This window comes from Geovibrio ferrireducens (assembly GCF_026226615.1).
GTDB lineage: Bacteria > Chrysiogenota > Deferribacteres > Deferribacterales > Geovibrionaceae > Geovibrio > Geovibrio ferrireducens.
In genome coordinates, this window is record NZ_JAJAPB010000012.1 from 41,300 (window position 1) to 57,548 (window position 16,249).

A 16,249-nucleotide genomic window follows, 5' to 3' on the forward strand; every position below is an offset into this window, starting at 1 on the left:
GCGAGGTGTTTAGATGGCTGACAGAATTGTCGTTGACCCCATTACCAGAATTGAGGGGCATTTAAGAATAGAAGCAAAGGTAGAAAACGGCGTCATAACAGACGCATGGTCAAGCAGCACCATGTTCCGCGGGATAGAGAAAATCCTTCAGGGGCGTGACCCCCGTGATGCGTGGTACATCACACAGAGATTCTGCGGAGTCTGTACAACGGTTCACTCCATAGCCTCAATCAGGGCAGTGGAAAATGCTGTGGGCATGAAGGTTCCCTTCAACGCAGAGATGATCAGAAACGTGATCATGGGGATGCAGTATGTGCAGGACCACGTGATACACTTCTATCACCTCCACGCTCTGGACTGGGTTGATATAGTTTCCGCACTGTCCGCAGACCCGGTTAAGACAGCGGCACTGCAGGAATCCATATCAGACTGGAAGTACAGCAGCGCAGACTATTTCAAAGGTATTCAGGACAGGCTCGCTGCCTTTGCCAAAACAGGCAGGCTCGGACCCTTCGGCAACGCATACTGGGGTCACCCGGCGTATAAGCTTCCGCCTGAGGCCAACCTTATGGCTGCTTCACATTATCTTCAGGCTCTTGAGGTGCAGAAGGAGATAATCAAGGTTCATGCGATCTTAGGCTCCAAGAACCCGCACCCGCAGACCTTCCTCACGGGCGGTATGTCCATCCCCTGCGACCCGAACAGCCAGAACGCGATCAACGCTGATAAGATAGCGATGATCATGGAGTGCAACAAAACGGCCAGAGAGTTTGTGGAAAAAGTATATATCCCGGATATTATAGCCGTTGCCCCCTTCTATCTCGACTGGGCGGGCATAGGCAAAACCTCCGGCAACTATATGTCCTACGGTGAATTCCCTGACGGAAGGGAAGGTCACCCGAACAATCTGTGGCTCCCCGCGGGAATAATCAAAAACGGCGATCTTTCAACAGTTCATCCCGTTGACCACACCAAAATAACAGAGGATGTTGTCCACTCATGGTATGAAGACACCGGCCCCAGACACCCGTGGGAAGGCGCGACAGATAAAAAATACATCGGCCCGAAACCGCCCTATGACTATCTTGATGTTGAACAGAAATACTCCTTCGTGAAGTCGCCCAGATATGAGGGCGCACCCATGGAGGTGGGGCCTCTGTCAAGGATGCTTGTGGCTTACGCCTCCGGACATAAAGAGGTTCAGGATGTGGTGAACCATGTGCTCACAACTCTCGGAGTGGGGCCTGAGGTTCTGTTCTCCACCCTCGGCAGAACAGCCGCAAGGGCGGTGGAAACGCTCATAGTCGCCAGAAAGATGGAAAGCTGGCTTATGGCTCTGGCTGCCAATATAAACACAGGCGACTACGCCATACATGATAACTCCAAGTGGGATCCCTCCACATGGCCGGTACAGGCACAGGGTTACGGATGGCATGAAGCACCCAGAGGAGCCCTCGGCCACTGGATAGTTATTCAGAATAAAGAGATCAAAAACTATCAGGCTGTTGTTCCCTCCACATGGAACGCCGCACCCAGAGACGACAAGGGAGTGAGAAGCCCCTATGAGGAAGCTCTCATCGGTACGCCCATAGCGGATCCCGAAAAGCCCCTTGAAATACTCAGAACCATACACTCATACGACCCCTGCCTTGCATGCGCAGTGCATGTGTATGATGAAAAGAACGAGCTGAAAAGCAAGGTTAAAATACTCTAGGAAAAACGGGGAGCCTCCGGGCTCCCCTTGCCTTCTGCAAATGCAGACTGCTGCGCCGCTTACGCTCCCCGCAGTTCGGACATTGCAAACGGGAGCGAAGATATCAACTATTATTAACGGTGGTTTAATGAAGCTTCTCGTGCTTGGAATCGGCAATGTGCTTATGAATGATGATGCTGCGGGTGCGCTTGTTGTCCGCAGTCTGGAGGAGAAATACGCGGATGCTGACGAAAATCTGCGTGTGATTGAGGGCGGAACACTGGGACTTGATCTGCTCCCCATGCTTGAATGGGCGGACAGGCTTGTGCTTGCGGATGCCGTTGATCTGGATCTTCCCGCAGGCACGGTTGTTAAGATTGAGGGAGAAGATGTTTCCCCTGTTTTTGAAAACAAGCTTTCCCCCCACCAGATGGGGATGAAGGATATGCTGCTCACTGCCGAGCTTGCCGGATACCGCCCGCCTGAGGTAGTTCTCTACGGTATTCAGGTAAAATCGATCCAGATGGATATGACACTTTCCCCGGAAGTGGCGGAAAACTGCCCCAAGCTCCGCAAATATCTTGAGGATGAGATAGAAAATTTTCTCTCCGCCCGTGCCGGGACAGAATAAATTCCAAATGTTATTTTGACAAAAAAAGCCCTCAGTGTTATTTTTACCTCAAAAGTATTATTCTAAAGACGGGGAACTTGCGCCCCGGAATCTTTTAATCTCGCAGAAGGTGAACATGGGTATTGCGTTCTGGAAAATGAGCGGAAGCGGGAACGATTTTATCATCATTGACAACCGTGACGGCAAAATGAATAAGTTCGATCCCAAACAGTTTATACCGAAGATATGCGCACGGAGCCTTTCCGTCGGCGCAGACGGTGTTTTTTTCATAGAAAATTCGGACGAAGCGGATTTTCAGTGGCAGTTTTTCAACTCTGACGCTTCCGTGGCGGAGATGTGCGGAAACGGCGCAAGATGTGTCGCCAGATACGCCTTCCTCAACGGAATAGCAGGAAAAACCATGCGCTTTAAGACTCTGGCGGGAATAATAGAAGCGGAGATCAAGGAGAGCGTTAACGTCAAGGTGCTTATGACCAAACCTTTTGGGTATAAAAAGGGCATAGAGCTTGACGTTGCAGGCAGCAAACGGGAGCTTTCGTTCGTGAATACCGGCGTACCCCATGCTGTTATTCTTACTGATAATGTTGATGCCTTTGATGTTTTTAACACAGGCAGAGCAGTGCGCTACCATGAGTACTTCGCACCGAAGGGAACAAACTTCAATGTTTATGCCAGAACCGGTGAAGACTCATTTAAGATAAGAACATACGAAAGAGGCGTGGAGAACGAAACTCTCGCCTGCGGCACAGGCTCCGTTGCCTGCGCCATATGCGCCGTTAAAGACGGCATTGCGAAAAGTCCGGTAACTCTCCGCACTATGGGCGGAACAGACCTCAAAGTCCACATCGAAAGCGATGAAAAAGTTTTCCTTGAGGGCGAGGCAAGGGTGATTTACACCGGAGAATTTACCGAAGAATCCTATATGTACTGATGAACGGAGGGAATAGATGTTCAGAGGCAGCTTTGTAGCTATAGCGACCCCCATGAAAAACGGACAGGTGGACGAGGAAAGCTTAAGAAACCTTGTCGAGTTTCAGATAGAGAACGGCACGGACGGTGTTGTTCCCTGCGGAACCACCGGAGAATCCGCCACTCTCACTTATGAAGAGCATTGCAGAGTAATAGAGATAGTCATAGATCAGGTGAAGAAGCGTGTTCCTGTTGTCGCAGGCTCAGGCTCAAACAGCACCCACGAATCCGTATTTCTCACTCAGCATGCGCAGAAAGCCGGTGCTGACGGCGCGCTTGTCATCACTCCCTACTACAATAAACCCACGCAGGAAGGGCTTTATCAGCACTTTAAGGCTGTAGCCGAGTCAGTGAAGATCCCCCTTCTGCTTTATAATGTTCCCGGAAGAACAGCGGTCAACGTGCTTCCGCAGACTGTTATCAGGCTTTCGAAAATCGACAATATAGTCGGTATAAAAGAGGCCAGCGGCTCCATGGATCAGGCGGGGGAAATAATCGCCGGGACAGATTCATCCTTCGCACTCCTCAGCGGTGAGGATTCACTCACCTACCCTCTGTACTGCATTGGCGCAAAAGGGGTCATCTCCGCCTCCACAAACGTTGTGGCAAAGGATATGGGCGATATGTGGGATGCCTTTGAGAAGGGTGACATGGAGACGGCAAAAAAGCTTCACTACAAGCTGCTCCCTGTTTTCAAGTCCCTTTTCCTTGAGACAAACCCTATCCCTGCGAAAAAAGCCCTTTACCTCATGGGGCTCATCGGGGATGAGATCAGGCTTCCTCTCGTTCCCATGACGGAAGAAGGAACAGCAAAACTCAGAACCGCGCTCACTGCCGCGGGTATTAAACTTGTAAGGTAATGGATTAATGGATAAAACAAAAGTTTGTATGGTCGGCGCGGCCGGAAAAATGGGGCGCCGCATAATCTGCCTTCTGGCGGAAAGTGACAAGGCAGAGCTTAAGGGCGCGCTGGAACATTCGGCGAGCTCATTTCTCGGCATGGATGCGGGTGAAGTGGCAGGCTGCGGCAAAAACGGCGTGAACATTACATCTGATCTTGATACGGCAGTGAAAGGCTGCGATGTCATTATAGATTTCACAGGATGCGAGCCCACAATGCACGCCCTCCCCGGATATGTCCGCCTCGGTGTACCCGCCGTAATCGGAAGCACAGGCTTCACTCCGGAACAGACGGCGAAGCTTAAGGAGGCATCGGAGAAAATGCCTCTTCTTGTGTCCCCGAATATGAGCCTCGGCGTGAATCTCACCTTCAAGGTGCTTGAGATGGTTGCGAAAGCAATCGGAAGCACATACGACATAGAGATAGTGGAGGCGCACCACAGGCTCAAAAAAGATGCCCCCAGCGGAACAGCCATGAAGATGGGTGAGGTGGTTGCAAGCGCCACCGGCCGCAACATAGACAAGGACGGGGCTTTCTGCCGTAAAGGCATAATAGGCGAACGCACTGACAGGGAGATCGGCATGCAGACTCTCCGTGCAGGTGACATAGTCGGCGAGCACACGGTGATGTTCTGCGGACAGGGTGAGCGGATCGAGATAACCCACCGTGCGCACACCAGAGACACCTTTGCTCAGGGAGCAATCTCCGCCGCCGCATGGCTGAAAGGGAAAGATAAGGGTCTGTACAATATGTACGATGTGCTTGGACTGTAGTTAAGTAAACTGTCTTATATTAAATAAAAAAGGGAACCTGTTCTGCGGGTTCCCTTTACAGACTGACGACAAACACCGTAACATGCTTATTCATCTCTATAAAATCCCCCTAAATCCCTCTTTATAAAAGGGGGAAGTTATTACTGACAATGAGAAAACCCCGTCCTTCCGCAAGGGAGGGTGTGAGGGCGGATTCCCGCAGAGAGAGATTTTTTTCTAAAACGGTTTTATCGGTTATTTTTTACTGCTGATTATTTTTTGTCTGCGCAATTATTTTATCATAACAGCTTTCGCAGAAGCACGGCCGCCACTCATACTGCGTAAGCACTTCCGCCGGGAGCGGCGGTTTGCCCACACACCAGCATGTGCCTTTTGATTTGTCATGGGCGGCACATTTATTGTTTTGCCCGCAGATGGGGCATACATCAGCAGGTTCGCGCATTTATCCTCTTAGTGGGTATGGACATCCTGTGTCATTCTCAGCAGGGCTGCGGCTTCTGCGAGCCCGTTCTGCTGAACGGCAACTTTTCCGTCCGCGTCAAATATTATGAAGCCGGGTGACTGCATCCTGTAGTGATTGAGTGAGTCCATATTTTCTGATGCAATGAAAACACCTGCGGAAAGTTTGATTCCGCCGGACATGCTGTTGAATTTTGCGATCTCAGCCTGAGTTATGCTCCCCTCCTGCTGTGTGTTAACAAACTGGAGCAGGGGCAGTGCGCCTTCGGCCTTTGCTTTTGCGATGAACATGTTGATCGGTTTTCTTGATTCAGTGATAGACGGCCATGCGCTAATAAGAATCATGGCTCCGACTGCCAGAATAAAAACAGGTATAAAAATCTTCTTCATTTTTCCTCCGTAAATTAAGCACTGCTTATATGAATTATATGATTTGAACATACCGGAGAGGTTTTGTTCAGAATAAGTTTGTATATTAAAAAAGGAGGCATCCGCCTCCTTCATTTTCTGGTCAGCTATCGGTACTCAGTTTCGAAAACAGCCCGAATCAGATAAATAAAGCTATTTTCATGAGAGCCTTCCGAAAAAAGAAGGACTCCCCCCTCAGCGATTACTATAACACAATTTTTAGAAATTCAAACTTATTTTTCATAAAATCACATCAAACAACTATTATTTCTTTGATAATAAAAAAGGGCATTCATTAAAAATAAATTATTACACATTTAATACATGCGGTTTACGGTTTTCGGGGTCAGCCGTAATAAACAGTTTAAATGAGTGTTGGTTTCATCATTGTTTTAATGTATTCTGGCTTTTATAATGTAAAAAAATTCTGACATATAAAGAATCTCATAAAGGTGGATTATGCTGAAAGACTGCACATTTGAAAAAAGCGAATTTATTTCGGTGTTCAGCGGATATTATGAAAACATAAACGGCTCTGCGCCTGACCATGAAGTTCTTTTCGGTGTCGGGCAGTTTTTTGACAACTGCTTCACAGGCATTCCCGGCAGCAGACCTGCGGAGGATTTCAGCAATGCTGTAAGAGATGCCGGGGTTAACGGCGGCTCCGTGGTGGTTCCCCTTTCCAGAGCCATATCCTGGGCACTGTGCAGAATATGCGAGGATATAAAAAACGGTCCCGTGAAACCGGATATGCATATACGCCTTCTGGAAGCCCTTGAGGTTTTGTGCAGACCGCTTAAAAAGTTTGAAACCGCTGACAGCTCGGAAGTGCGCGAACTGTTCCGCTTTATCAAAAATAACGATACAACAGCGAAGCTTCTCAACTCATATAAAGGGTTGCGTGTGTTCCATGCGGCTGAGATTACGGAGATCCGCGATGATGACAGTATCATAATGCAGGTTCATCCGGAGCAGATCAAGGCACTTGAGATGGAAGGCTACACATGCATAACGCACAAGCTTCTGCCGCAGCAGATAACTGCGGATGTGAAGAGCATTGATGCGGAAAAGTGTATTGTTGAACTGGTGAACCTTGTTGTTCTGAAAAAACCCTTTGACAGGCGCAAGATTTACCGCCTTAAGCCGGAGCAGGCAATTCCCGCTGCGCTTTTTTCCGAAGGCAGCCGGACGGATGTGGAGATTGTGGATGTCTCCCTGCGTGGTGTCTCACTGAGCCTGAAAGAGAATATTTCCGTTTCGGAATCAGAGGTGAGGCTGAGCTTCACCCTTCCGCTTGATGAGGGGAAGGACATGATCCTGCGCGGCAAGCTGAAATATATCTTCTGTGAGGAGATATGCAAGATGGGGCTTGAGACTTTTCCGGATCATTCGCAGGAGGCTCTCATTAAGAGATACCTCATTGAGAGAATGAAAAAAATAGAGAAAGAACTGACCTGAGCCTGTACATGGACAATCTAGAAAATTCCGCTGCCCGCACAGACTTTGACGGACATATAAACTATCTGGAAAGCATTTGCCTGAACCTCTCCTCCGGGGCTGCCCATGCCCCTGTCAGCTGGCTTGTTTATGAGAAGGAACACTCCCTCCTCTGTCGGAAAGAGACGGAGAATATTCAGCAGAAAATTATCTCCGTACTTAGGGAGAAATACTTCTACCCCGCTGCTCAGGCAGGCAGCATAAACCACGACCTTATCCGCATTGCCGATATGATTTTCAGAAGCGGATTCAAGGTGCAGAAAAACCCTTCGGACGGAGTTTATTATAAAAAACTGTCCGATGCTTTTTCAGCACTAAAGGACGAAAAACAGCATTACGCCAAACTGAACCTAGCCTTCTGCATGTTCGTTCTGGACGCGCTGAGGGGTGCAAAAGACGCGAAGTCTGATCTTCTGGAGAGGATCTGCACTCTGAACACAAATACGTTTCTTCCGGAATATAAGTACCTGAGCGGATTTATGGAGCTTATGCGCTCTCTTTTCACAAGGGAATATATTCTGGATATTTTCATAAACAGAATCTTCAAAGGCAGGTTCTGGAACGGTGATCTCAAGGCTAAGCAGTCCTGCTTCCTGTGGGTATTTCCAATATTGTGGACATGCTTCGGTATAGAGAGGGAGTTTAAGGCGGTCTACCCCGTTTGGCTGGATATTTTCAGAAAAGCCATGCAGAAAAACATGACTGAGCTTGTGTTCTTCATGCACCTGCACCTCTCCCACGTCTATATGAACCTCGCGCACACTCAGGGCGAATTCAGGCAGTTTAATGAAGATGTGGAGAAACCTTTCAGCAGATATATAACAGACAGAGTAGTGCCCGAATACGGCATAAAACCCTGCACCCGCGGGAAGAAAACCGACGGCGTGAAAAAAGTCGGCTTTGTTTTTGACCGCATAGTGGGGAGTTCCCCTGTGAAGCTCCTCTATTCTCTCATTGAAAAGCTTAAAAAAGAGGGGAGTAAAGACGAATACACTGTCTATGACTACGAATGTATAGAGAAAAGTCCGTCCGAACAGAAATATATAATGATGATAACTATGCTGGGCGTGAAATATGTCAGCGCCCATTCCCTGATACCTGACAGAAGCACAGGCAGTTATTACAGCAGGTTTGAAAAGTGCCGCATTTTCCGTGAAAGGATCATGAATGACGGCATTGAGGAACTGATAATGTGCAACAACAGGGAGATATTCAATTTTCTGTTTGCCTGCCGCACCGCGCCGGAGCAGGTTTACTGGTGCCACGGCAATTTCGAGTACGATGTGGACGGCATAGACAGGCGCATAACCCATATCGGAACAAATATGCAGGAGAATGAGCTGGGGTTTGAGCGTTTTTCCCTGAAGCAGAGCGATGTTTTCTTTGCGGAGGAACTGGCTGAGGCGAAGAAGAAGGCGGATGCCGTCAGGAAAAAATTCCCGGAAGGTGCGGTGGTTTTCGGCAGCATAGGCAGACTTATCAAGCTTGAAGGGGAGGGCTGTCTGGAGACTGTGGCGGAGATTATGCGTGCATGCCCGGATTCTGTTTACGCTGCCTGCGGGGACGGGGGCACGGATAACATACTGCCGAAGCTGAAAGAATACGGTCTTGAAAAACGGTTTTTCTTTGAAGGGCGGGTGGAACCGCAGGTTTATGCTCATGTTATCGATATTTATCTCAGCACCTTTCCTTCCCCCAGCGGAGAGGCTTTTAACGAGTATGAAAAACTGAATAACGGAGCCGGAGGTGTGGCGCTCAGGGATTTATCCGGCGGCATAGCCTTCACCGGGGAATATAAATCAAAGGCGGAGGAATACTACCTCCTGCATAAAACATACGGTCGTGAAGCGGTCAGGCAGATATATCGGATAAGCGGCGGAAACCGGACTCTGAACGGGGCTTCGGTAATCGTTAAGCGAATAAGGGCAGATGCCGCAGAGTTAAAGGGAAAATACCCGGCGGGGACCGTTCTATTAGGTCTGAACGGAAGCATAAGCCATGCGGATGAGAGACTAAAAAGCTTTCTGCGGCTGACGGAAAATGCTGTTATTGTGTATAATGACCCTGCCGATGCTGAGTATTTCGCATCCTTTGGGGAGAAGGCTGTTCATATGCCGTTCGGCTCAGTTACTGCTTCGGTGCGCGGCCATCTGTTTAACATTGACATGGCAGGATATGCGGCAGACCCTGCTATGGTGCTTATTAAGCTTCTGCAGTTCTGCTGTGTGCCCGCTCTCTTGCCGACAGTGCGTAAGTTTATCCGTGAAGCGGATTTCAGCACGGAACAGGCGGAACATACGTATGAATACTGCTTTACCCTGGTACTCGCAGGGCTGTACGATGAGATTAAAGGGATGGGGCATCTTTACGGAGATCTTTCAGAAACCGGAGGTGTTCCGGCGCTGTTTCTGCGGAATTATCTTCGTTTGGATGAAGGTGCTGAAATAGCAGAAGAGGAGCTTCTGCCCGGCAGTTTAATGTCAGGGAAAAACATTACGGTACAAAAACTCCGCCCGCTTCTGATGCTGATGTATAAATACCTTGAGCGTGACAAAACTCCCGAAGGCGACCGCAGAGCGGTAGGACTGCTGAGGGATATGATGCTGACGGAATACGCAGCCGGAAATCTTGACTCCGCAGGGCTGGATTTCCTGATTCGTGCGCTTATCCACAGCGGCAGGGCAGAAGAGGCATCGGACACCCTCGCAAGGGAGACTGCCGCCGGAAATATAAAAAATGAGCAGTATATTGTTTATTCTGCTCTTTTTGTTTTATACGGTGATTTGAGTGCGGCAAGACAGTTTATTGAGAAAGCGGACACAGGCAGACCTCTGGCATCGCTTTCTCTCCTTCAGGCTGCGTTCGTTAAGGTTTTTCTGAAAGATTTTGACTCTGCCCACGCTTTTATGGGTCGGCTTTATGAGAAAGATAAAGAGTTTTTTCTGAATACCAATCTGCCGGCTTTATATTTTCTTCTTGCGTTGGTTTCCAGAGGCCTTGGGTATCAGGATGCATCACGGATTCGAGATTCTTTCGCCCATCGGGATAATTTTTACGCTTATAAAGAACATCTCTGGGATAAGATACCTGTTTCTGAGAATGCTTTTCAGGCTTATCATTTCACCGGAATTTACGATACATAGCTTATCTCTATCTTTAGAAAACGGAGTGTTTTTTGAACGGATTCATGGAACTGCTTTTCGGTTCAATGCCTGCAGATTACCGCTGGCTTATGATGCTGAAAGAAGCTGCTGATAAAGAATATTTTGACTTTGCCGAGGCTGAGGCCGCAGCGGATAAAATCAATAAAACAGACTCTGAATATAAAAATGCCCTCTCCCGCCTTGCCTATTTTCTGGCACATATCAGACAGTACAATGATGCGCTCAGACTTTTTGAAAAAGACAGTGCCTCCGGCAGGCAGACATGGTGGGGAAAACTCCGTCATGCTGAATGTATTGCGCTGAGCGGTGACGCTGCCACTGCTTCCGCAATAGTTCTGGAAACGTATTCCGAAAATACTGCGGCGGTGAACGGCTTCGGTCATATGGGCTGGTCTCTTCTCCGTGCGGGGAAAGCTGAACGCGCGGAAGTTATTGAAATTATAAAAAGGGATATTGAACTCGGCCGCATCACAAACGGTTTTAAGCTTGTAGCTGGGCGTATTATTGCGCCTGTGCAGGCAGACATGGCAGAAAAGCTGATTAACGAGGCATATAGTGCAGATTCCTCTCTGAAAGACGGTTTCTCAATGGCTGCCGCAGAGTTTTTGCTGATGAAAAATTATGCCGCTGCCCTCATATGGTTTGAAAAGGACGATGCATGCGGCAGAATGTCGCCTGAGCAGAGGCTGAAATATGCTGAACTGCTTGCCCGTAAGGGCAGAACGGCAGATGCCGAGAAAAATACTGAAACGGCGTACAGTGCAGATTCCTCTCTGAGAGACGGTTATTCTCGGCTGTTCAGGTTTTCATCAGTGTTTGATACTCCGCGTTATGCGTATCTTCTGGCAGAGGATAAAAGGCGCGGACGCTCCACGGGCATTTATGCTGAGGCTGATGCCGAGAGACTGTCAGAAAACTATGGACTGCTTGCTGATATTGAGCGGGCAGAAAAACGGTTCGGAATGTCTGTTGGTTTGCAGTATGCGGCTCTGGAGAAAATGGTTCGGGAAAATGCCGGGGCGGGTTTCGCTGATGTTCTTGGTTTCAGACTGAAAATTGCCAGTCCTTTCGATGTCCTTGTGCAGTTCAGGGAGATCTTCCTTGAAGAAAACTACTATTTTACAAGCGAGAAGGAAGCACCTTTCATTATAGACGGCGGTGCGAATGCTGGAATGGCACTTGCCTATTTCAAATGGCTTTATCCCTCATCTGTTATAACCGCTTTTGAGCCGAACCCCGAACTTTTTGAAATCTGCAAAGAGAATATAGAATCAAACGGGTGGAAGGGCATTACCCTGCATCCTTATGCCTTGAGTGATTCCGAAGGAACGGTCCAGTTCACCGTTTACCCGGCCATGCCTATGGGCTCAGGGATAGCAGGGAGGTTCTCAGCCCTTGAGTCCCGTACAATAGATGTTCAGACCGTTCGCCTCAGCAGGCACATGAGCGAATACACCGACTTCCTCAAGCTGGATATAGAGGGAGCTGAGGAAGCTGTGTGCAGGGAAGCGGAGGATAAGCTGATTGAAAACTGCGGAGCAGGCTTCATTGAGTATCATTATGATTCTGAAACGGCAGAGAACAGTTTGGGAAGTATTCTACATCTTCTCGAAGATAAAGGGTTTGAATATGAAATAAGCGGCAGGCGCATCCGGCGTAAGAATGCCGCTCCTGCTGACAAATGGTCTATGAATATCTTTTTTACATCACGGAGAAAGTCGGATGACTGAACCGAATGATGTAAGGGTGGTGAAACCCGAATTCAGACATTATGCGGAACCGGACAGCAGAGTGCTTGATATTCTGATGCTGTCTGTTTCGGAATGGGAGGCTATGCCCTTTTACGCAAGAGTTCATGCTAACGAATTTTACCTTCTTCTGTGTTCGCTTGATATTAAACCCCGCCATATTCTGGAATGGGGCAGCGGGTATTCCACCTATCTTTTCAGCTATTTTGCAGGCATATGGGGTACGGAGTATATTCTGAGCATAGACGATAACAAGAAATATCAGGATGATATTCTGGAGAAATTAAGGCCCTGCCAGCCTTATCTGGAGGCTTGCAGCATTTCTCAGACAGGGCAGATATGGCCTTGGGATGCTGAGGAATATAATTATGCAACATTTCCCTTCTCAACAGGTAAAAAATTTGATCTTGTGTTTGTGGACGGAAGAAGGCGGAACGAATGTATGTTTGCGGCCAGCAGGTGCCTTGCCGAAAAGGGGCTCGTAATCCTGCATGATTCATGGCGGAAACGTTATGAACTCGGAATGAGCCTCTTCAGGAAAATCAATATATTTGATGAATACACTGTCATGATGAGCATGGAGGCAAAGTGAAAAAGGTGCTTCTTATAAACTCTTCATTTTCTGTGAGTGAACGCCGTTATTCCTCATTCGGCCCTCCTTTGGGTATTATCTCTGTTGCATCGGCACTCCGTGAGAGCGGCTATAGGGTTATCTTTGTCGACCCTCAAGTTGAGGAAAATTATGAAGAGATGATCCGTATTGCTCTTGACGATGAACTGCTGTTTGTCGGTATGTCTGCGTATATGGGGGCAAATCTGAAAAATTGTCTAAAGCTGACGAGGGAAGTAAAGGCTATGCGTCCAGATTTACCGGTTGTCTGGGGAGGGCCTCTTGCATCGTCTCTTCCTGAGGAATGCTTCAGGAAGGCCGATGTCGATTTTATTGTTATGGGTGCAGGAGAGGAGACTATTGTTCAGCTTGCGGCCTACCTTGCTGATAAAGAACCGGGTAAAGTTCTGTTCAACCCTTATATATCTTTTAGGAAAGATGAAAATAAGTATGAAATAGGCCGTCTGTACAGTTTCAATGGAGATATAGAAAATCTTCCGGCAATAGATTTGAGGTTGTGGGAAAAAGGGATCAAGAAAATGAATTCCATCCCTTTAATAACCTCAAGAGGCTGTCCCTACAAATGCAGTTTCTGCTATAACACCTTTAATGAAAAAGGGAAATATTTCCTGAGAACAGCTCAGTCAATTATTGACGAGATGGACAGCAATTCTGTGAGTTTCTCATGCACGAACTTCAGCTTTATTGATGACAATTTTCTTATAAATGAGAACCGTGCTCTGGATGTGTTTGCTCATGCTGAGAAAAAAGGATATAGAATACAAAGGGTTTACGGACATTTGAATAACTTTACTCCGAAAATTCAAGAAGCGCTGATAAAAGGGAAAATCGGCGTAACTATGTGTATTGAATCAGGTTCCGCTAGAATAAGGAAAATTCTGAATAAACATATAGACACGGACAAAGCCGTTGCACTGATCAGAAATCTTACTTCAGCCTCTGTACCGTTTGTTACTGCATTTCTCTTTGGTATTCCGGGTGAAGAGTTTGATGATATACGGCAGAGTGTGGGGCTTGCTAAAATCATCGATGGAGTTTCAGACGGTAAAGCGGTTTCAATGTTTTATCTTTATGCCCCGCAGCCCAAAGACCGTATTGTTGAGGAATATGAGAGGCAAGGAGTCAAGCTTGATTTTGCCTTTGAGAATATGTCTGATGTGGAAGTTGTGCCTGTTCCTCCTAATGATATGATAAATCTTCAAATACGCCCGTGGATGACAGGAGATATGGCGGAATTCTATAAAAATCTTGCAGAGGTATGGCTTTATCATTTCGGATCTAAGAAAAATAAAGGGAATTATTCTTTGGAAAATGCGTATAAAAATCATTCCAAAATAAAAGAATTGTTCTTATGAAAATATACTTTGCGGGTAATCAGGTCTGCATGAAACGCGGGCTTGACACGGAACGCTTTAAGAGATACTTCGCCGCCAACGGATGGACAGAGGCGGAAACAGCGGAGAGTGCTGATGCGGTTATAGCCGTTACATGCGCCTTTGTCTCGTCATATACCGCAACTGCTGTGGGTATGCTTGAGGAACTCAAAAAACAGGGCAAAAGGCTGATAGTTTACGGCTGTCTGCCGGATATGGCACATGATGAGTTTGAGAAGGTTTTCAGCGGCGAATTTTTCAGCACAAAAAATCCGGAAGGGCTAGAAGAGTTTTTCCCTGAATTTACCGTGAAACTCTGTGATGTTCCGGATTCGTTTGAGCCGGATATCAGAGTTATGAGTCCTTTTGATCCTGATGCGTTGAACCCGGTTGAAGTGCGGAACAATGTAAAATCAAAAAAGCCCGCGCCGATCCTCAGGATAAGCGAAGGGTGCAATAATTCATGCAGCTACTGCTCCCACCCTATGGCTCTTGGACGCCTGAAAAGCAAGCCCCTTGAGGAATGCGTGAGCGATTATCTGCGCATACTGGACTGCGGGCATAAACGGGTAACAATTCATGCAAATGATCCTGCCTCCTACGGAGAGGACATAGGGCTGAGCTATCCCGAACTGCTGAACGCACTGGATAAAGCTTCCGATGATGAAAGTGTAAAGTGGGGCCTCAATGACGTGCACCCTCGTTATCTGCTGAAATACGGTGCTGAAATCATCCGGTTTATTCAAAAAGGGCGGGTGGTTCAGATAGGTATTCCATTGCAGTCAGGCAGTCCGGACGTGTTGAGGCGGATGAACAGAGTTTATGATATAGAGAAAGTGACGGAGATGCTTTGCAGATTGCGAACTGAAAAACCTGAGCTTGTGATTTCAACTCATCTTATCGCTGGTTTTCCCGGTGAAACTGAAGAGGATATTGAACTTACAGCGGATATTTTCAGGAAAGTAAAAATAGATTCTGCCTTCATTTTCAGATATTCTGCAAATGCGGGCACAAAGGCGGCAGGGCTGACAGGGCAGAACAGACCGGCGGATATAGCTGAAAGACAAATGCTTCTGGCTGAAAAAATATCAGCACATGGATGCAAAACAGAGATCTTTTTATAAGGGAATTCATATGAGTAACTCTTCCGGAATAAAAAAATGATATTTACGATAGAATAGTTCATTGTTCCATAGAATATATAATAGACTCGTTTCTTAAGGCATATATGCCTGAGTGCACCGAGTCGGCACAATTTTGAGCGGGAGAGAAAAATGTTTAAACGTAACGGTCTTTTATCAGTGCTTACCCATATAAAAAACAAGGGTGTAAATCCTCAGACGATTATAGATGTGGGAGTTGCCTACGGAACAAACGGACTGTACGGAATCTTTGACTCTGTACGTTATCTTATGGTAGAGCCGCTGGAGGAGTACAAAGGAGTTCTGGATAAAATTGCATCTGAATATCCGGCAGTTTACACATTGTCTGCTGCCGGGAGCAGAGAAGGAAGCATTACGATGAATGTGCATCCTGATATGAGCGGCTCATCTGTTTTGAAGGAGTCTGAGGGAGCTCATGTAGATGGTGTGGAAAGAACCGTTCCGGTGGTGACCTTGGACGGTGAAACTGAAAAATACGGTCTTAAGGGACCGTTTGTAATAAAGATCGATGTTCAGGGTTTTGAGCTTGAAGTGCTTAAAGGTGCAGAGAAAATTCTTAAAGAGACTGAAATCGTGATTATGGAGGTCTCTTTATTTCAGTTTTATAAAGAATCGCCAACATTTTTTGATGTGGTCGCATTTATGAATGAAAGAAATTTTTCAGTTTACGATATTTTCGGAGCCACATACAGGCCTCTGGATGATGCTCTGGGGCAGGTTGATCTTGTTTTTGTTGCAAATGGAAGCGTATTGAGAGAAACACACCATTATGCATCCTTTGAACAACGCAAAACATTGACCGCCGAAAGAGTAAGGAAACTTAATCCAAATATATAAAA

General features: G+C 47.2%; 14 protein-coding genes. 12 read left to right on the plus strand and 2 right to left on the minus strand.

What is annotated here, in order from left to right; translation table 11 throughout:
• Window positions 1-13: 13 nt before the first annotated feature.
• From OSQ85_RS11480 to dapB, 5 genes are all read left to right on the plus strand, one after another.
• Entirely contained in the window at window positions 14-1,714 is a 1,701-nt protein-coding gene (locus OSQ85_RS11480) for a nickel-dependent hydrogenase large subunit (RefSeq protein ID WP_265823237.1), read from the plus strand.
• 127 nt (window positions 1,715-1,841) lie between these two features.
• Window positions 1,842-2,324, plus strand: coding sequence for a HyaD/HybD family hydrogenase maturation endopeptidase (locus OSQ85_RS11485; RefSeq protein ID WP_265823239.1), 483 nt, complete (start codon window positions 1,842-1,844; stop codon window positions 2,322-2,324).
• 115 nt (window positions 2,325-2,439) lie between these two features.
• Complete coding sequence (gene dapF / locus OSQ85_RS11490; RefSeq protein ID WP_265823240.1) at window positions 2,440-3,255, plus strand: diaminopimelate epimerase; 816 nt, start codon at window positions 2,440-2,442, stop codon at window positions 3,253-3,255.
• Between the two features lie 16 nt (window positions 3,256-3,271).
• Entirely contained in the window at window positions 3,272-4,153 is an 882-nt protein-coding gene (gene dapA, locus OSQ85_RS11495) for a 4-hydroxy-tetrahydrodipicolinate synthase (RefSeq protein WP_265823241.1), read from the plus strand.
• Between the two features lie 7 nt (window positions 4,154-4,160).
• The gene (gene dapB, locus OSQ85_RS11500; protein ID WP_265823243.1) at window positions 4,161-4,967 is read left to right on the plus strand and encodes a 4-hydroxy-tetrahydrodipicolinate reductase; all 807 of its coding nucleotides are present in this window, start codon (window positions 4,161-4,163) and stop codon (window positions 4,965-4,967) included.
• Window positions 4,968-5,208: 241 nt separating this feature from the next.
• On the opposite strand, the gene OSQ85_RS11505 is transcribed toward dapB, so the two are convergent.
• Both OSQ85_RS11505 and OSQ85_RS11510 read right to left on the minus strand, forming a co-directional pair.
• On the minus strand, window positions 5,209-5,409 hold the full coding sequence (locus tag OSQ85_RS11505; RefSeq protein ID WP_265823244.1) for a cysteine-rich CWC family protein: 201 nt from the start codon (window positions 5,407-5,409) through the stop codon (window positions 5,209-5,211).
• 8 nt (window positions 5,410-5,417) lie between these two features.
• Window positions 5,418-5,816, minus strand: a complete 399-nt coding sequence (locus OSQ85_RS11510; protein WP_265823245.1) for a hypothetical protein — start codon at window positions 5,814-5,816, stop codon at window positions 5,418-5,420.
• A 477-nt stretch (window positions 5,817-6,293) separates the two neighbouring features.
• On the opposite strand from OSQ85_RS11510, the gene OSQ85_RS11515 reads away from it, so the two are divergent.
• The 7 genes from OSQ85_RS11515 to OSQ85_RS11545 all read left to right on the plus strand — a co-directional run bounded on the left by OSQ85_RS11515 (window position 6,294) and on the right by OSQ85_RS11545 (window position 16,247).
• Window positions 6,294-7,292: a PilZ domain-containing protein gene (locus tag OSQ85_RS11515; protein WP_265823247.1), complete on the plus strand. Its 999-nt coding sequence runs from the start codon at window positions 6,294-6,296 to the stop codon at window positions 7,290-7,292.
• 8 nt (window positions 7,293-7,300) lie between these two features.
• Window positions 7,301-10,474 (plus strand): hypothetical protein, encoded by a 3,174-nt coding sequence (locus OSQ85_RS11520; protein WP_265823248.1) that lies wholly within the window; start codon window positions 7,301-7,303, stop codon window positions 10,472-10,474.
• Window positions 10,475-10,506: 32 nt separating this feature from the next.
• A complete protein-coding gene (locus tag OSQ85_RS11525; protein WP_265823249.1) occupies window positions 10,507-12,225 on the plus strand; it encodes an FkbM family methyltransferase in 1,719 nt (572 codons plus the stop codon).
• Entirely contained in the window at window positions 12,218-12,835 is a 618-nt protein-coding gene (locus OSQ85_RS11530) for a class I SAM-dependent methyltransferase (RefSeq protein WP_265823250.1), read from the plus strand. The genes OSQ85_RS11525 and OSQ85_RS11530 overlap by 8 nt, the downstream gene beginning before the upstream one ends.
• Window positions 12,832-14,229 carry a B12-binding domain-containing radical SAM protein gene (locus OSQ85_RS11535; RefSeq protein ID WP_265823252.1) on the plus strand — a complete coding sequence of 466 codons (1,398 nt, stop codon included), beginning with the start codon at window positions 12,832-12,834 and terminating at the stop codon, window positions 14,227-14,229. Before OSQ85_RS11530 ends, OSQ85_RS11535 begins: the two co-directional genes overlap by 4 nt.
• Window positions 14,226-15,371 (plus strand): radical SAM protein, encoded by a 1,146-nt coding sequence (locus tag OSQ85_RS11540; protein WP_265823254.1) that lies wholly within the window; start codon window positions 14,226-14,228, stop codon window positions 15,369-15,371. Before OSQ85_RS11535 ends, OSQ85_RS11540 begins: the two co-directional genes overlap by 4 nt.
• A 177-nt stretch (window positions 15,372-15,548) precedes the next feature.
• On the plus strand, window positions 15,549-16,247 hold the full coding sequence (locus OSQ85_RS11545; protein WP_265823255.1) for an FkbM family methyltransferase: 699 nt from the start codon (window positions 15,549-15,551) through the stop codon (window positions 16,245-16,247).
• The last annotated feature ends 2 nt before the right edge of the window (window positions 16,248-16,249 follow it).